Source organism: Streptomyces vulcanius, from assembly GCF_042653945.1.
GTDB classification, from domain to species: domain Bacteria; phylum Actinomycetota; class Actinomycetes; order Streptomycetales; family Streptomycetaceae; genus Streptomyces; species Streptomyces mangrovi.
The window spans coordinates 43,250-58,391 of the sequence record NZ_JBHSFK010000005.1; the positions used below are offsets into that span (position 1 = coordinate 43,250).

At 69.0% G+C, this 15,142-nt stretch carries 18 protein-coding genes; 7 read left to right on the plus strand and 11 right to left on the minus strand.

Annotated elements, in window-relative coordinates:
- Positions 1-4: 4 nt before the first annotated feature.
- Together ACFPIH_RS09125 and ACFPIH_RS09130 are read right to left on the minus strand one after the other, a co-directional pair.
- Entirely contained in the window at positions 5-1,465 is a 1,461-nt protein-coding gene (locus ACFPIH_RS09125; RefSeq protein WP_381165682.1) for a sensor histidine kinase, read from the minus strand.
- Positions 1,462-2,151, minus strand: coding sequence for a response regulator transcription factor (locus tag ACFPIH_RS09130; protein WP_381165680.1), 690 nt, complete (start codon positions 2,149-2,151; stop codon positions 1,462-1,464). Before ACFPIH_RS09130 ends, ACFPIH_RS09125 begins: the two co-directional genes overlap by 4 nt.
- Positions 2,152-2,316: 165 nt before the next feature.
- Here ACFPIH_RS09130 and ACFPIH_RS09135 point away from each other — a divergent pair, with 165 nt between their 5' ends.
- A complete protein-coding gene (locus tag ACFPIH_RS09135; protein WP_381165812.1) occupies positions 2,317-4,716 on the plus strand; it encodes an MMPL family transporter in 2,400 nt (799 codons plus the stop codon).
- 3 nt (positions 4,717-4,719) lie between these two features.
- On the opposite strand, the gene ACFPIH_RS09140 is transcribed toward ACFPIH_RS09135, so the two are convergent.
- The 4 genes from ACFPIH_RS09140 to ACFPIH_RS09155 form a co-directional block, all read right to left on the minus strand.
- Positions 4,720-5,463, minus strand: a complete 744-nt coding sequence (locus ACFPIH_RS09140) for a TetR/AcrR family transcriptional regulator (RefSeq protein ID WP_381165678.1) — start codon at positions 5,461-5,463, stop codon at positions 4,720-4,722.
- A gap of 10 nt (positions 5,464-5,473) precedes the next feature.
- Complete coding sequence (locus ACFPIH_RS09145) at positions 5,474-5,941, minus strand: thiol-disulfide oxidoreductase DCC family protein (RefSeq protein ID WP_381165676.1); 468 nt, start codon at positions 5,939-5,941, stop codon at positions 5,474-5,476.
- 4 nt (positions 5,942-5,945) lie between these two features.
- Positions 5,946-6,353: a hypothetical protein gene (locus ACFPIH_RS09150; protein ID WP_381165674.1), complete on the minus strand. Its 408-nt coding sequence runs from the start codon at positions 6,351-6,353 to the stop codon at positions 5,946-5,948.
- A gap of 102 nt (positions 6,354-6,455) precedes the next feature.
- On the minus strand, positions 6,456-6,866 hold the full coding sequence (locus ACFPIH_RS09155) for a VOC family protein (RefSeq protein ID WP_381165672.1): 411 nt from the start codon (positions 6,864-6,866) through the stop codon (positions 6,456-6,458).
- A 155-nt stretch (positions 6,867-7,021) separates the two neighbouring features.
- Between ACFPIH_RS09155 and ACFPIH_RS09160 the strand changes: the two genes are divergently transcribed.
- The 4 genes from ACFPIH_RS09160 to ACFPIH_RS09175 all read left to right on the plus strand — a co-directional run bounded on the left by ACFPIH_RS09160 (position 7,022) and on the right by ACFPIH_RS09175 (position 9,497).
- Complete coding sequence (locus ACFPIH_RS09160) at positions 7,022-7,483, plus strand: TM2 domain-containing protein (RefSeq protein WP_381165670.1); 462 nt, start codon at positions 7,022-7,024, stop codon at positions 7,481-7,483.
- The gene (locus tag ACFPIH_RS09165; RefSeq protein ID WP_381165668.1) at positions 7,476-7,877 is read left to right on the plus strand and encodes a DUF2752 domain-containing protein; all 402 of its coding nucleotides are present in this window, start codon (positions 7,476-7,478) and stop codon (positions 7,875-7,877) included. Before ACFPIH_RS09160 ends, ACFPIH_RS09165 begins: the two co-directional genes overlap by 8 nt.
- 299 nt (positions 7,878-8,176) lie before the next feature.
- Positions 8,177-8,440: a TM2 domain-containing protein gene (locus tag ACFPIH_RS09170; RefSeq protein WP_381165666.1), complete on the plus strand. Its 264-nt coding sequence runs from the start codon at positions 8,177-8,179 to the stop codon at positions 8,438-8,440.
- A gap of 787 nt (positions 8,441-9,227) precedes the next feature.
- Positions 9,228-9,497, plus strand: a complete 270-nt coding sequence (locus ACFPIH_RS09175; RefSeq protein ID WP_381165664.1) for a hypothetical protein — start codon at positions 9,228-9,230, stop codon at positions 9,495-9,497.
- 28 nt (positions 9,498-9,525) lie between these two features.
- Here the strand turns inward: ACFPIH_RS09175 and ACFPIH_RS09180 are convergent, their stop codons facing one another.
- Both ACFPIH_RS09180 and ACFPIH_RS09185 read right to left on the minus strand, forming a co-directional pair.
- Positions 9,526-9,888, minus strand: coding sequence for a hypothetical protein (locus ACFPIH_RS09180; RefSeq protein WP_381165662.1), 363 nt, complete (start codon positions 9,886-9,888; stop codon positions 9,526-9,528).
- Between the two features lie 186 nt (positions 9,889-10,074).
- Entirely contained in the window at positions 10,075-10,926 is an 852-nt protein-coding gene (locus ACFPIH_RS09185) for an SDR family oxidoreductase (protein WP_381165660.1), read from the minus strand.
- Between the two features lie 101 nt (positions 10,927-11,027).
- Between ACFPIH_RS09185 and ACFPIH_RS09190 the strand changes: the two genes are divergently transcribed.
- Positions 11,028-11,603: a TetR/AcrR family transcriptional regulator gene (locus ACFPIH_RS09190; protein WP_381165658.1), complete on the plus strand. Its 576-nt coding sequence runs from the start codon at positions 11,028-11,030 to the stop codon at positions 11,601-11,603.
- Positions 11,604-11,745: 142 nt separating this feature from the next.
- Here the strand turns inward: ACFPIH_RS09190 and ACFPIH_RS09195 are convergent, their stop codons facing one another.
- The 3 genes from ACFPIH_RS09195 to ACFPIH_RS09205 all read right to left on the minus strand — a co-directional run bounded on the left by ACFPIH_RS09195 (position 11,746) and on the right by ACFPIH_RS09205 (position 14,431).
- Positions 11,746-12,342, minus strand: a complete 597-nt coding sequence (locus tag ACFPIH_RS09195) for a hypothetical protein (protein WP_381165656.1) — start codon at positions 12,340-12,342, stop codon at positions 11,746-11,748.
- A gap of 1,014 nt (positions 12,343-13,356) precedes the next feature.
- Positions 13,357-13,569, minus strand: coding sequence for a DUF397 domain-containing protein (locus ACFPIH_RS09200; RefSeq protein ID WP_381165654.1), 213 nt, complete (start codon positions 13,567-13,569; stop codon positions 13,357-13,359).
- Positions 13,570-13,579: 10 nt separating this feature from the next.
- Positions 13,580-14,431 carry a helix-turn-helix domain-containing protein gene (locus tag ACFPIH_RS09205; RefSeq protein ID WP_381165652.1) on the minus strand — a complete coding sequence of 284 codons (852 nt, stop codon included), beginning with the start codon at positions 14,429-14,431 and terminating at the stop codon, positions 13,580-13,582.
- A 228-nt stretch (positions 14,432-14,659) separates the two neighbouring features.
- Between ACFPIH_RS09205 and ACFPIH_RS09210 the strand changes: the two genes are divergently transcribed.
- Positions 14,660-15,121: an ATP-binding protein gene (locus ACFPIH_RS09210; protein ID WP_381165650.1), complete on the plus strand. Its 462-nt coding sequence runs from the start codon at positions 14,660-14,662 to the stop codon at positions 15,119-15,121.
- The last annotated feature ends 21 nt before the right edge of the window (positions 15,122-15,142 follow it).

The following is a 15,142-nucleotide window of genomic DNA, read 5'->3' on the forward strand; positions in this document are numbered from 1 at the left end:
GGACCTAGGCGCAGGCCTTCGGTTGTGCCGGGAGGACCACCGTCACCTCCAGGCCCTCGCCCGGGGCCGTCCGCACGTCGACCTCTCCTCCGTGTGCCCGGACCACCCCCTGCACGATCGCCAGGCCCAAGCCGCTGCCCGCGAAGCCTCCCGTGCGGAAGAAGCGGTCGAAGACGCGGGCCGAGTCCTCCGCCTCAAGGCCCGGGCCCTTGTCCTCGACCGTCAGCCGTACGACGCCGTCCGCGCGCTCCACGGCGAGCCGCACCGGGACATCCGCGGGCGTGTGCGTCCGCACGTTGGCCACCAGGTTGCCCAGCACCTGGCGCAGCCCTGACTCGTCGGCCCGGATCAGCAGCGCGCCGTCCGCCGCCACGGTCACCGGGCGGTCGGGCTGCTGCGCCCGCAGGTCCTCCGCCGCGTCCCGCACCAGGCGGCTCAGGTCCACGTTCCGCAGCCGCAGTTCGGGGCGCTGGTCCAGGCGGGCCAGGGTGAGCAGTTCGTCGACCAGCCGGCCCATGCGGTCCACCTCGCCGTTCATCCGGTCCCAGGCGCGCCGGCGCTCGTCGGGCTCGGTCAGCATGCCCTGGTCGTACAGCTGGAGGTAGCCGCGGATCGCCGACAGCGGGGTGCGCAGCTCGTGCGAGGCGTCGGCGACGAAGTGGCGCAGCTGGGCCGCGCTGCGCTCGCGTGTGCGGTACGCCGTCTCCACCTGGTGCAGCATCGAGTTCAGCGCGAGCCGCAGCTGCTCCACCTCCTGGGTGGCCTCCCGGCTGGAGGGCACCCGTCTGGTCAGGTCGCCCTCGGCTATCGCCGACGACGTCTCCACCATGTCCTCCAGCGGCAGCATCCGCCGCCGCACGCTGAACAGGGTCAGACAGGCGAGCAGCGCCAGCAGGAGGGTGCCGACGGCGAGGTCGAGCTTCAGGGCCTTGGCTATGCCCTGGTGCAGGGCCTGGGTGGAGGTCGCCATCAGGACGTAGGTGCCGTCCACGAGCCGGGTCCCGGTCGCACGGTAGGACGCTCCGTGCAGGGTGACGTCGCGCGGGCCGCTGTCGCCGACGAGCGCGCGCGGGTCGTCGACCGCGTCCGCGAGGCCGCGCTGGGCCGGGGTCGGCGCGACGCCGAAGAGCGGCACGGCCTCCCCCGTCGTCCCGTCCATCGCGGCGAACACCGTGTCCGGCGTGGAGTGTTCGCCGGACTTCCCGGGGATCAGCCGGTCCTTGACGAAACTCAGCACGGACAGGGAGTCGATCTCCCGCAGGGTGAGCTGCGTACCGGCCAGCGAGTCACGGGTCTTGACCAGTTCGGAGTCGATCTGGTCCAGCAGGTAGTGCCGCATCCCCATCAGGCTGACGGCGGTCGCCGCCACCACGCCGACCGCGAGCAGCGCCACGTTCGCCAGGGTCAGCTGCACCCGCAGGGAGCGCATCCCGCGTTTGCACCGCAGCGCCACCGGTTGCCTCATGCCAGCCCGTATCCCACGCCCCGCCGGGTGGTGATCACCGGCGGTCCCAGGGTGTCCAGCTTGCGCCGCAGATAGCTGATGTAGGTCTCCACGACCGTGGACTCCGGCGGGGTGTGCTCGTACTGCCAGACATGGCGCAGGAGTTGCTCCTTGGGCACGATCCGGCCGCCGTTGCGCACCAGGAAGCGCAGCAGCGCGTACTCGGTGGGGGTCAGCTCGACCGAGCGGCCCGCGCGGCGCACGCTGTACGTCGTCTCGTCCAGCTCCAGATCGCCGTAGCGCAGGGGCGGGCGCTGCGGGAGGACGTCCGCCGGGCGGGTGCGCCGCAGCACGGCCGTGATCCGGGCGACCACGACGTCGATGTCGAACGGTTTGGTGATGTAGTCGTCGCCGAAGCCGAGCGCGCCGACGATCTCGGCCGGCGCGTCCCGCGCGGTGAGGAACACCAGCGCCAGGTCGGGCCGCCGCTCGCGCAGCTCACGCCCCAGCGCCCGGCCGTCGCCGTCCGGGAGCATGACGTCGAGCAGGGCCACGTCAGGGCGGGTGCGGCCGGCCAGGCCGAGGGCCTCGCGGACCGAGCCCGCGGTCATGACCTCGAAGCGGTGGTAGCGCAGCGCGATGGTGAGGACGTCCGCGATGCTCGGTTCGTCCTCCACGACCAGCACGGTGCCGGGAGCCGTCGACATGCCCCCAGTATCGGCGGGCCCACTGACAATCGGCTCCGGTTCGCGCTTTGGAGTTCCTTGAGAGTCATGGGCACTTCGTGTCCACGCACGCGCGGCGCCGCCAAGGTATTGCCAGGACCTGGGGGGACCGACCGACTCGGCGTGAGGAGTTTGATCGTGGCGGCATTGGCACGCTGGTGCTATCGGCATCGGCTGGTGGTCCTGTTGCTGTGGGTGGGGGCGCTGTTCGGACTGGGGTTCTCGGCCTCGTCGGCCGGGACGGACTACGCGAACGTGTTCTCCCTCCCCGACACGGACTCCAAGAAGGCGTACGACCTGATGGAGAAGGCGTTCCCGGCGAGCGCCGGCGACTCCGACACGGTCGTCTGGAAGGTCGACGGGGGATCGGTCCGGGACGAGGCGGTACGGTCCCGGATCCAGCCCGCGCTCGACGAGATAGCCGGCATGAAGGGCGTCGGCGGGGTCACCAGCCCCTACGCGGGCGGCCGGGGTGCGGCGCAGGTCAGCGACGACGGGCGGATCGCGTACGCCCAGATCACCTTCGCGGACCAGGCGAACGCCGTGCCCAAGGAGCTCGTCCAGGACGTCGTGGACACCGCGCGGGGCGCCGAACGGGACGGCCTGGAGGTCGAGCTGGGCGGCCAGGCCATCATGCGGGTGCAGGAGCCGCCCACGGGCCTCGCCGAGATGGTCGGTCTCGCCGCAGCCGCGATCGTCCTGTTCCTCGCCTTCGGCTCGCTCTTCGCGATGCTGCTGCCGATCGCCATCGCCGTCTTCGGCGTCGGCATGGGCCTGTTCGGCACCCAGCTGCTGAGCCATGTCACGGACATCCCCGACCTGGCCCCGCTGCTGTCCTCGCTGATCGGTCTGGGCGTCGGCATCGACTACGCCCTGTTCATCGTCACCCGGCACCGCAAGGGCGTCCTGCGCGGCGTCGACCCCGAGGAGTCCGCGGTCACCGCCCTCAACACCTCGGGCCGCGCGGTGCTGTTCGCGGGCGGCACGGTGTGCATCGCGCTGGCCGGCATGCTGGTGACGAACCTGCGCTTCCTGGACGGCGTCGTCATCGGCACCTCCCTGACGGTCGTCCTGAGCGTCCTCGCCGCTTCCACCCTGCTGCCCGCCCTGCTGGGCTTCCTCGGCCCGCGCGTGGTCAGCCGCAAGCAGCGCAGGCGGCTCGCGGCCGGAGAGCTGGAGCCCGAGAAGGCGAGCGGTCCCGCGGCCCGCTGGTCGGCGGGCGTGCAGCGGCGCCCGCGCCGGATCGCCGCGCTCGCCCTGGCCGTCATGGCCGTCCTCGCGATCCCCGTGCTGTCGCTGCACCTGGGCGCCACCGACCAGGGCAACGACGACGCCTCCACGACCACCCGCAAGGCCTACGACCTGCTCGCCGAGGGCTTCGGACCGGGCTTCAACGGCCCCCTCCAGGTCGTCGTCTCCAGCGGTGACGCGAACACCCTGGTGAAGGGCATCGAGGCGGCCCCAGGCGTCGCCCAGGCCGCCGCGCTGCCGCCCTCCCAGGGTGTCACCGTCATCCAGGTGGTCCCCACGACCTCGCCGCAGTCCACGGAGACGGACGACCTGATCGACCGGCTGCGCGGCGAGATCATCCCCGAGGCGGGCGCCCAGGCGCACGTCGGCGGAGTCACCGCCGTCTCCAAGGACTTCGCGACGGTGACCGGGGACCGGCTGCCCCTCTTCGTCGCGACGATCATCGGCCTGGGCTTCCTGCTCCTGCTGATCGCGTTCCGCTCCCTGGTGGTGCCGCTGACCGCCGCCGTGATGAACCTGGTCGCGGCGGCCGCCTCCTTCGGCGTTCTCGTCGCCGTCTTCCAGTGGGGCTGGGGCCTGGAGCTGCTCGGCCTCGGCAAGGAGGGCCCGATCAACGCCTTCCTGCCCGTCATCATGCTCTCCCTCCTCTTCGGCCTCTCCATGGACTACCAGGTGTTCCTGGTGAGCCGGATGCACGAGGAGTGGGTCCACACGCGCGACAACGCCCGCGCGGTGCGCGTCGGCCTCGCCGAGACCAGCCGGGTCATCAACTCCGCCGCCCTGATCATGGTCTGTGTGTTCCTGGCGTTCGTGCTGAGCGGCGACGCGGGCGCGGCGATGGCGGGCGTCGGGCTCGCGGCGGCGGTCGCCCTGGACGCCTTCATCCTGCGGACGGCTCTGGTACCGGCCGCGATGCACCTGCTGGGCGACTCCAACTGGTGGCTGCCGGCCTGGCTGGAGAAGCGGCTGCCGCATCTCGCGGTCGAGCCCAAGGAGGAGGAGACCGCCCCCTCTCCTGCCCACGGCCCCTCGACCGTCGTGCACGGCTTCGTACGGGACGCGTCCGGCGACCCCGTCGAGGGCGCGTCGGTCACCCTCATGTCCAAGGGCGGCCGGCAGCTGGACCGCGTCACGTCCCTGGCCGACGGTTCCTACATCCTCTCCGTCCCGGAACCGGGCACCTATCTGCTGTCGACGACGGCACCGTCGTACGCCGCACAGGCCCGCCAGGTGACGGTGGCCGGCGAGCCGCTGGTCCACGACGTCGAGCTGCCGGAGGTCTCGGAGGTGAACTGACGACTAGTCGCGCTTCTTCTTCGGGTCCGGCAGGGCGTTCGTCATGCCGGGCAGGAAGTCCGTGAACAGTTCGTGGACCTCCAGGACGAGGGGCCGCAGCACCCGGAAGCGGGCCAGGGACACGCCCCGCGCGGTGAGGCGTGCCCCTCGGTCCGCGAGCCGGTAGCTCCGCTCGCGGCCCTCCGTGCGGTCGTAGATCCAGTACATGACGAGGCCCATCTGGGAGAGCCACATCAACTCCGGCAGCACCTCCCGCAGTTCCTCCGGCACCTTCGCCTTCGAGCCCGCGAGCACCTCCTTGTGGACGGCGATCGCCTCCACGCGCGCGTGCTCCGACTCGGCGGAGAACGGGCTGAGCGGGCTGTCCGGGTCGGCGGCGTTCTTGAAGAACTGCACCGCGAACTCGTGGTACGGCTTCGCCACGTCCAGCCAGGTCCGCAGCACGCCCGACAGCCGGGCCTCCAGGCTCGTCTCCCGCGCCAGCACGCCACGGACCGCCTCGCGGTGTTCGGCGGCGAGGCGGTCGTAGAAGCCCTGGATCAGCCACTCCTTGCCCGCGAAGTAGTAGTACGCGTTCCCCACGGAGACCCCGGCCTCCTTGGCGATGGCCCGCATCGTCGTCTTGTCGTAGCCGCGCTCCTGGAACAGCCGCATCGCCGTCTCCAGGATCAGGGCGCGGGTCTGCTCCGACTTGCTGGCCGGTGAGGTGCTGTGGTCTTCGTCGGGGTTATCGATGTTCGCGGGCACGGGAGCGAGCCTAGCCAGTGGCGCAGGCGCCGTCGGCACAGCCCGGGGGGCTGTACGTCCACCCATGGGAGGGGTGGTACCTCCAGCCGTCCCCGCGCGCGTACGCCCGCCCGCCCCACCGGGCCCCGCGCCACTTGGCGGCGGTGAGCACCGCGCCCCTGGCGAGCGTCGTCCCGGCCGGGGTGCTCAGCCGGTGGGCGAGCGGCCGGTACTCCCGCAGCGCCCACAGGGTGACGATCCAGGCGGCGGCGCCCCGGTAGACCTGGCCCGAGTCCCCGACGACGGTGATCTCGTCGAGGGTGGCGCGGTGGTCGAGGTCGGGGAAGCGGGCCCGTGCCCGGGCGGACCCGGCCGGGATCGGCTCCAGCCGCACCAGCTGGGGCTGACGGTCCAGCCACGCGCGCACGAAGGTGCAGAGCTCGCAGTCGGCGTCGTAGAGGACGGTGAGCCGGCGGACCGGCGCGGGGCTCGTGTTCACGTGGTCACGCCCCGGCCGAGGGCGCCGTCCAGCCCTGCGGGGCGACCGGCGGGAGCTGTTCCCGCTCCATGATCCCCCGGCGCCGGAACCGGTTGAGGACGTACACGTTGCCCAGGTGCATCGCGCCGAGCACCAGCAGCACCACGCCCAGCTTGGTCGACAGGGCCTCGAAGACACCCCTGGTGTCCTCTATCGTCTCGTCGCCGCTGAGGTAGAGGGCGACGAAGCCGAGGTTGACGAGGTAGAAGCCGACCACCAGGAGGTGGTTGACGGCGTCGGCGAGCTTCTCGTCGCCCTTCAGCACGTCGGCCAGGAAGATCCGCCCGTTGCGACTGAGCGTCCGGGCGACCCAGACGGTCAGCGCGATGCTGACGACCAGGTAGATGACGTAGGCGACGACTGTGCGGTCCATACCCACCCCTTGTTGAACGTGTTCAAAAAGCTGACGTGAAAGACTCTAGCCACGCTTTTGAACATGTTCAACTCATGGGCCGGGGGCGCCGTGCGACCTGCGTCACGCCCTCCGTGCCAGCTCCGGCCGCTTCGTGTAGTCGGTGAGCCCGAACACGTTCCCCCAGGGGTCCGCGACCTCGACGGTCCATCCGGTCGAGACGGAGAACGGCGGGTCCAGCGGTGCGATCCCGGCGTCCGCCAGCCGCCGGGCCGCCACGCGCGCGTCCGGCACCTCCAGCCAGACACGCGGCGACGCCCACGGCGGCGGCCGGTGCCCCAGGGCCTCCTCCTGCCGCAGCAGGATCCCCGGTGTCTCGCCCCCGACCTTCAGCAACGCGATCCCGGCCTCGTCGAACCGGAACGCCACCCCGAACCCGGCCCGCTCGTAGAAACCCACGGCCTCGCCGAGATCCCCGACGGGCAGCAGGACGTTGTCGAACCCGAGGAGCTCGTACGACTGGTCATCTGACATGCAGTCAGATTAGGTGGCCGACGCGACGGGGCGAGGACAACGCGCTGCCCCGGCTTCACCGGGACGGGTTTCCTGCTGCAATATGACCTGCATCTACCGTGCACGCAGATCGTCCGATCATCTGAATGATCGTCTGACTAGGGGGAGAACTCACCGTGACCGAACAGCCGCAACAGCCCCAGCAGCCGCCCCAGCCCGGGTACGGCTACCCCAACGCCGGCGCTCCCGGCCAGTACGGCGCCCCAGGCCAGCCCGGGCCCGGGTACGGCCAGCAGCCCGGTTACGGCCAGCAGCCGGGATACGGCCAGCAGCCGGGATACGGCTACCCGCAGGGCGGTTACGTACCGCCGGGCACCTTCACCGGTGACCCCAACGCCCCCTACGGCTACGACCCCTACGGGCGTCCCTACTCCGACAAGTCCAAGATCGTCGCGGGTGTCCTCCAGCTCGCCCTGGGCACCCTGGGCGTCGGCCGGTTCTACATCGGCCACGTCGGTCTCGGTCTCGCCCAGCTCTTCACCTGCGGCGGCCTGGGCATCTGGGCGCTGATCGACGGGATCATGATCCTCACGGGCAGCAACACGACCGACTCCAACGGGCGGCCCCTGCGTGGCTGAGGCGGCGCGCCCGTCAGGGCTGCGGCACCCGGCGGCGGCACCCCTCGCGGTGCTCGCCGCCGGCGTGACCGGCTCCGCCTACCTGTACGGCACCAACCCGCACGACCCCGGCCACCTCCTGCCCCAGTGCCCGTTCCGCCTCGTCACCGGCCTGCTCTGCCCCGCCTGCGGCGGCACCCGGATGACATACGACCTGATGCACGGCAACTTCACCCAGGCCTGGCTGGACAACCGCGTCCTGCTCCTCGCCGCCCCCTTCGCCCTCGCGCTGCTGGCCCGCTGGATGTGGGAGGGCCTGCACGGCCGAAGCTGGCATCCGCGGCTCGGCGGCCGTGGCGTGGCCGTCGTCCTGGGCACCGCCGTGACCTGGGCGATCGTCAGAAACGTCTTCTAGGACCTGATCCACAGGGGTTGATCCCGAACCTCCGGACGTCTTGAAAGATGGTGGAGTTGGCGGGTTTTGATCACGGAACAGGAACGATCGATCCCTCCTACTCCCCTTTGCCCCGCTGGTCTCTTTAGGCTCTCGTGACACAGGGGGGACGTCCGGTGCGTGGTCGACGCCATGCGCGGACGTGGTCGTCGACATGCGTCGACGCACGTGAACATTTCGTCGCATCCCTCCTGGACTCCCCGTCCGGAGCAAGTCGGCTCCGGTCTTTCGCAGTAGCAGTCATCCCAGGAGCAGTTCACATGACCGTCCCCACTCCCGAGGCCCCCTACGGCGTCGACCCGCTGGGCCGCCCGTACTCCGACAAGTCCAAGATCGTCGCCGGTATCCTCCAGCTCTTCCTGGGCACGCTCGGCATCGGACGCTTCTACGTCGGTTCCGTCGGCGTCGGCATCGCCCAGCTCCTGACCTGCGGCGGCCTCGGCTTCTGGGCCCTGATCGACGGCATCCTGTTCCTCACGAGCAACGACCGCACCGACAAGCAGGGCCGCATCCTGCGCGGCTGACGCGTTCTCGCCGCCCCGCCGGGCCACTTCGGCCCGGCGGGACGGATGCCGCGAAGTGCAGCGGACGCAACGGGGTTCAGGCTCCGCAGAACGACACGGTCCGCACGAATCCACCGAGATTCTCGTCATCGGTGCCCAGCAGGGCCTCTCCGCCCACAGGGCGGCGAGTTTCCCGCCCCGCTCGACGGGCGCGAAGCTCTCGAATCCGTCGCCCTCGCCGATGGCCGGCAGCGGCGTGTGGCCGACGACCCTCGCCGTGGTGCCGGTGACCTTCAGCCGGTAGACGATGCCGCCGCCGGTCAGCGCCAGATACTCCCCGGGCATCCCGGGAATGCCCTCGACGACCTCCAGGCCGACGGGCTCCGCCCCCTCCCGGCCGATCGGGGCGATGCCGCCGGCGCCCTCCCGGTGGGTGATCCGGGACAGCCGCCGCAGCCCGGACCGCTTGTTGTTGTGCACGACCAGCGCGTGCACCCCTTCTCCGTCCGCGGTACGACCCTCGTACGCCGGCCCGCTGACCCCGCCGCGGGCATCGCCGCCGCCCCCTTCTGCCATACGCCGTCGGCGCCGGCCGGGGTGGTATCGAGCACCGCCAGCAGCACGGTCGCCGCGGTGAGCCGGGCCATGCGCCGAACCATCGGGAGTCTCACCGGGGTTCCATCCCGAGGGAGCGCAAAAGCCGTACCCACCGTGCGCGCTCCTGGCCGCCCCTCTCTACCCTCCGATAGAGAACGGTTCCTGCTTCGGCCTGACGACACCACCCGCCCCCGCGGCCGATGCTGACGGCATGGACCTGAACGACCTCAAGATCACCCTGCTCGTCCTGGTCGCCGCCGTGGCAGTGATCCGGCACGACGGCCGCCACCCGATGCCGCTGTGGCTGATCCTCACCGCGTCCGCCGCGTCGTATCCCCTCGGCACCCTCCTCGCCGCCGCCCTCCACGTCACCGCCGACCCCGTCGACCTCGGCACCACCCACGTCAGCGTCGCAGCGCTCACCTGCGTCGCGGCATCCACCGCCCTGGCAACGGCCCGCCGCCGCGTCGGCACGGGCTGAAGCGGCGGACGGACCACGGCAGGAGACCTCAGCCGATGGCGAGGCGAGTCTGCCAGTACGACTTCGGCGTCACGATCTCGGTCCCGGAACCCGACAACGCCGTCTTGCTGCCCGCGTAGAACCGCACCTGCCCGTTGGAGTGAACCGTCCAGATGTCGGGGATGCCGTCTTTGTCGGCGTCGGGTGTCCCCATCAGCTTCGGGATTCCGGTACGACCCCAGCCGGAGCCGCCGTACACCGAGTCCGCCCCATCGGCGGAGTTCGCGGCGGAAGCCAGGCTCTGCAGGTCGACTCCGCCGCCGCTCGCGGCGATGCCCTTGCGGAGCAGCAGCCGCCCGGAGACCTCGGACCGGTAGATCAGGTCGGCCACGTTGTCACCGCTGACGTCCATGACGGTCACCAGGTCCCGTTCGAGCCACGGGGAGGACGACAGCTCTTACTGCTGGCGACGCCTGATGCGATCACGCAGGAGTGCCGGGTGAGACGACGCGCCGGACTTCCGGACGTCGCAGTCGCGGAAATGTGCAGGGCCGTGGTTGCGGCGAGGTTTTCAGACGTGCCGTGCGGGTGGGGAGGCTCAGCGGGTGAAGGCGACAGATGCAGCGAGATCCTTCTGGATTTCGAGCGCGGTGAGACGTTCGGTGAGTGCCGCGTGGATTGCGCTGTAGGTGTCGGAGCCGAGAGTCAGGCGCAGTGGCGGGCTCGGGTGGCGGGTGGTGTCGTAGATGACGGCGGCGAGCTTGGCCGGGTCGCCGGTGAAAACGCTGTCGTCGGCGGTCTCCAGGTAGCGGCGGGTCTGGCCAACGGCATTGTCGCGGTAAACGGCCGTTTCGGTGGTGTATTGCAGGGCCGAGGCGAAGCCGGTGCGGGTGGCGCCGGGCTCGACCAGAGTGAGGCGGATATTGAAGTCGGAGACCTCGCGGCTGACGCTTTCGGTGAAGCCCTCCAGTCCCCACTTGCCCGCGTGATAGGAGCTGTGTGTGGGGATGCCGACCTGGCCGCCCACGCTGGAGATCTGGATGATCCGGCCTCCGCCCTGCTCGCGCATCGGCTGCAGGAAGGCACGGGTGATCAGCATCGGCGCGAGCAGGAGGACCTCGATCTGGTCGCGGATATGCTCGACGGTCATCTCTTCGGCGGCACCCACGACTGCGTATCCGGCGTTGTTGACCACGATGTCCACCGGCCCGGACGCGAGTGTCGCGGCGACCACCCTGTCGATGTCGGCCGGAAGGGTGAGGTCGAGGATCGCGACGTTCAGCCGGTCGCCGTACGTCTCGCGCAGGTCTTCCAGAGTTGCCGGGCGGCGGACCGTCGCTGTGACGCGGTCGCCGTTACGGAGGGCGTGCTCGGTGAGGTGGCGGCCCAGGCCGCCGGAGGCTCCGGTGACGAACCAGTGACGTACGGCCTTGTCGGAGGGAGCGGGCATGGGAGTCTCCTGGAGTAGAGTGCTACCGGAACAGATTCCGCTTAGGAGTTAAGCGGAATGTATTCCGGAAGGCAACCGGAACCGACCCCGAAGGAATCTGCATGCCCGCCACGCCCCGCCGCACCAGGAGTGACGCGCTGCAGAACCGGGAGCGCCTGCTGGAGGTCGCCGCGCAGGTTTTCGCTGAACAGGGGCTGGACACCGCGCCTGCCGCCATCGCCAAGCAGGCAGGCGTCGGTGTCGGCACGCTCTACCGGCACTTCCCGACTCGGGAAGTCCTCATCGACGCCGCCTACCGGCGCCAACTCACCCAGGTGTGCGAGAAGGTGAACGAACTCCTCACCCGGCACCCGGCCGCCGAGGCCACCCGGATGTGGATGGAACACTTCATCCACTACGCCACGGCAAAGAGCGGTATGTCCGAAGCCCTCAACGCGGTCATCGCCTCCGGAATCGATCCGTACTCCGACAGCCGCACACTCCTCACCGACGCCGTCGCCACCCTCCTCGCAGCCGGCGCCCGAGACGGCAGCCTGCGCGCCGACGTCACCCCCGACAATGTCCTACTCCTCATGGGTGGCATCGCCTATTCCGTGCAGCACGGCACCAAAGAACAGGCCCGCACACTCGTCGACCTCTTCATGGACGCGCTGACCCACGACGCGACCGCGAGCTGAGCCCAAGTTCCCGAACCGGCGCGCCAACGAGAACGCAGGTGTGGTCAATTCGCCAGGTTCTGTCGACACTCACGAGGTTCCGGACACATGACACGCACCGAGTTCCGAGTGCGTTCCGTCAGGATTTCTTAGACGTCGCTTCTTATGACTCAAGTGAGGGCTGAGTGGCCTGGGGGAAGCCCAACTGGTCGAGCAGAGTGCTGAAGAGGTCTTCTGCGAAGGTCTCGTGTGAGCGAAGCAGCTCTTCGATCCTGACCGTCTGTGGCGTGACCGGGACGCTGGCGGCTGTGGCCCAGGCTACGGCGCCCTCTGCGTCGGTGGGAATCTCCGCGCCGAGCTCCGCGCGCTTGTGTCTGACGGCGTCGTGGAACTCTGGCGTATCCAGCCACAGGAGCTGATCCTCGAGGTCCTCGGGCTCTTTGACCAGGAGTCCGGCGGCGATGTCCAGGTTGAGCCATGCCTGCCAACGCTGTCCGGTGGTGTCCAGCCCGGTCACGAGAGCGAGGGAACTGTCGGAGACGTCGGCGACGCAGGCCGGTGCCCTGCTCCACTCAACCAGGGCGGGCAGGTCCGCGTCGTCCCATGTCCCGGAAACGAACTGAAGCGTCTGCCAGCCGCCCGGCCGTGACTCCCATGTGTGCACGGTGGCCTTGAGCACTTCATCGATGCTGTCGAACACGGGAGCTTCCAGCAGCGGGCGGTTGCTGCGAGCAAAGACCAGGTGACCCGAGAATCCCACGGCAGTTCCTCCTTCGAGATGTTGGGCGCACCCTAGGGGCTGCCGCTGACAACGCAGGCATGGCCGGCATCTACTCGCGGTCGATCCGCCAGTGGAGTTCGGGTACGGACGGCTCCTTCAGAGGTCTTGGGAGAGTTGATGGATGAACTCGCGGGACTTGGCGGGGTGAGAGCTGCCTGGGCCGTGCGGTCCAGGATCAGGCGGTAGCGCTCCAACTGGGCGGGGGAGGCGATGGGTTACGCGCCGTGGTCCGTGTCGAGCTGGACCGTGTCCAGTTGCCGTACCGGGCCGTGGAGGTATTCGATGCCCTGGCCCGACGTATGGAAAGGGCCGCTGGCGACAGGGGGTAGCGGTGAGCTTCGATCTGACGTTTTGGTATCAGAGTTCGGTTCCTTCTCGTGAGGAGGTCGCCCAGATCTATGATCAATTGCCCGACGGGCTCACGGGTTTCTCTTTTTCCGGAAGTTGTTTACGGAATCACTGGAGATGTGGACCGTTGATTTGCTGATCGGATTGTTGAGGGTGGTGCAGGCGGTGACGTGCCATCTCGGGCGGATCGCGCATGCAGATCAGAGCCAGGGGCTACAGGCGGGCGGCGCTGGGTGTCCGGGTCCCCTTTCCGCACTTTAGCGACCATCGTGATAGCGTGTGTTCCCCATTCCGTTAAAGCGTCGACTGTGAGGTGAAGGAGTTATTAATTCCCCCTATTGCGTGTTGGAGACGGAGAGCGGTGATCGGTACGAAGACCCTTCCGAGGACCACATCTTTGACAAGGCTGTAGAGCTTACTTGGCCTGAAAATACATTCTTCACCATCGAGGGTGTGGCGGGGGGATGGTATGTGGTTGTCTCTCTCCTCGACGATGGAAACTTCGAGGTGGAGTACAGGAATCCACCGTTGCGTGAGCATCGAATCGAGAGCGCCGGAGCGGCATCCGATATCGCTCACGACGTGATCGTTTGGATTGCGGGGCATTGTAAGGGGCTGAACGGGAAATTCGCTGCTACTCAGGTATCACGAACTCGCTCTGCTGACGCTTGGGGTGCAGGAGCGTCCATCGGTCAGGGTGGATATCAACGCACGTATTTGAGTTGCACCGGTGGCGAGGATGGTTCCTGGTTCGTCGCTCTCGTGGAGGAGGATTGTTCCGTTGGGGGTGGCGGCGAGGTAGACGCAGGAGGATCCTTCTTCGCTGTACGAAGACTTCTGCCAGTTCAGTTCGCTCATGTCTCGTCTCTCAGATGTCCCGGGTGATGAGGTGAATGAGGTCGCGGGAGGCGGCGGGTTTCAGGGCGACCGACTCCATACGGTCCAAGACGAGACGGTACTTCTCCAACTGTCCTGACGCATCGACGAGTTCACTGCCGTGTGCAGTGTCGACCTCCACGGTGTCGAGGGTCGGCACCGGACCGTGGAAGTAGTCGACGGCGTGGCCCGTGGTGGGGAACGAGGTGCCGTTGAACGGAATCACCCGGACGCTGACGTTGGGCTGTTCGCCGGCCTCGGCCAGGTAGGCCAGTTGGGCCCTGGCCACCTCGCGCCCACCGAACTGCATCCGCAAGGCGGCCTCGTGAACGATCGCGGTGTACGGCGGCGGCTGCTCGCGGTGGAGGACGGTCTGGCGCTTGATGCGATGGGAGACGCGGAACTCGATCTCGTGCGGGCGCAGGGCCGGGACGGCCTCCCGGAACAATGCGCGGGCGTGTTCCGGGGTCTGGAGCAGGCCGGGGATGTTGATGACCTGGGTGACGCGCAGGGCGGTGGCGTGGTGTTCCAGCTCGGCGAGGTCCAGCAGGCGGGGCGGCAGGGTGTCCCGGTACTCCTCCCACCAGCCACGTGTCCGGTTCGCTGCCATGGCGGCGAGGGCGTCGACGAGGGGCTCGTCCGTACAGCTGTAGATGTGGGCGAGGGTGTGTACGCGTTCCGCGCTGATGCCGAAGCGGTTGGCCTCGATGTTGCTGATCTGCGCCTGGGTGGTGCCCAGGGAACGGGCGGCCTCGGCGGCGGTCATGCCTGCCCTTTCCCGCAGACGGCGCAGCTCGATGCCGATGCGAAGGCGGCGTGCGGTGGGGGTGCTTCGGGGGGCCATGTCCTCGTTCCGTTCCGTACACCTGGCGTGGTGGTCACTCACACGAGTTAAAACCCTGAAGGTTTTGCTGATATCAGCAAAACCTTCAGGGTCTGCAGTTTACGGTGAGTCCCGAACCGCTCAACCGGCCCCGCCGATACCCCGGAAGCGCACCGCATCGCGGCACTGCCACCGCCCGGCCGGGCTGTCGAGCGAGCCAACACCCCCCACCGCAGGAGGCGTTCATCCATGGTCACCGTATCGCCGTCGGAGTGCGAAGGGTCATCAACTTGGGCGTACGCGCTCCAACTGCCTCGCGACCCACGGGCCGCCCGCATCGCCAGGGTCACCCTTCGGGCCGTCCTTGCCGGTCATGGCATGGCCCAACTCCAGGACACGGCCGAGCTGGTGGCGACGGAGCTGGTCACCAATGCCTACCGGTACTCCACCGGGTCCTCGACACTCCGGTTGTCCGGAGTCACCCGCAGCAGACTCCGGGTGAGCGTCTGGGACGCCAATCCGTATGTTCCGCCGCCCTTCGACAAGTGGTCCGGGGTCGTCGGACCGGTGTCTGCGGAAGCGGACGGTGGGCGAGGGCTGTTTCTCGTGTGTCAGTACGCGGAGGCATGGGGTGGTCTCTCGGGGCGGGGCGGGAAGCTTCTGTGGTGCGAGGTCGTCTCCAGCGGGCGGGTGGATCACTCGTTGAGGTGAGGCCGGCTGGGGTTGGCCCCG

Coding starts and splice junctions, on each gene's coding strand:
- ACFPIH_RS09190 (WP_381165658.1), top strand. CDS start 11,028: ATGCCCGCCACGCCCCGCCGCACCAGGAGTGACGCGCTGCAGAACCGG.
- ACFPIH_RS09180 (WP_381165662.1), bottom strand. CDS start 9,888: ATGGACGTCAGCGGTGACAACGTGGCCGACCTGATCTACCGGTCCGAG.
- ACFPIH_RS09205 (WP_381165652.1), bottom strand. CDS start 14,431: ATGGCCCCCCGAAGCACCCCCACCGCACGCCGCCTTCGCATCGGCATC.
- ACFPIH_RS09175 (WP_381165664.1), top strand. CDS start 9,228: ATGGACCTGAACGACCTCAAGATCACCCTGCTCGTCCTGGTCGCCGCC.
- ACFPIH_RS09170 (WP_381165666.1), top strand. CDS start 8,177: ATGACCGTCCCCACTCCCGAGGCCCCCTACGGCGTCGACCCGCTGGGC.
- ACFPIH_RS09185 (WP_381165660.1), bottom strand. CDS start 10,926: ATGCCCGCTCCCTCCGACAAGGCCGTACGTCACTGGTTCGTCACCGGA.
- ACFPIH_RS09210 (WP_381165650.1), top strand. CDS start 14,660: ATGGTCACCGTATCGCCGTCGGAGTGCGAAGGGTCATCAACTTGGGCG.
- ACFPIH_RS09155 (WP_381165672.1), bottom strand. CDS start 6,866: ATGTCAGATGACCAGTCGTACGAGCTCCTCGGGTTCGACAACGTCCTG.
- ACFPIH_RS09200 (WP_381165654.1), bottom strand. CDS start 13,569: ATGAGCGAACTGAACTGGCAGAAGTCTTCGTACAGCGAAGAAGGATCC.
- ACFPIH_RS09130 (WP_381165680.1), bottom strand. CDS start 2,151: ATGTCGACGGCTCCCGGCACCGTGCTGGTCGTGGAGGACGAACCGAGC.
- ACFPIH_RS09150 (WP_381165674.1), bottom strand. CDS start 6,353: ATGGACCGCACAGTCGTCGCCTACGTCATCTACCTGGTCGTCAGCATC.
- ACFPIH_RS09125 (WP_381165682.1), bottom strand. CDS start 1,465: ATGAGGCAACCGGTGGCGCTGCGGTGCAAACGCGGGATGCGCTCCCTG.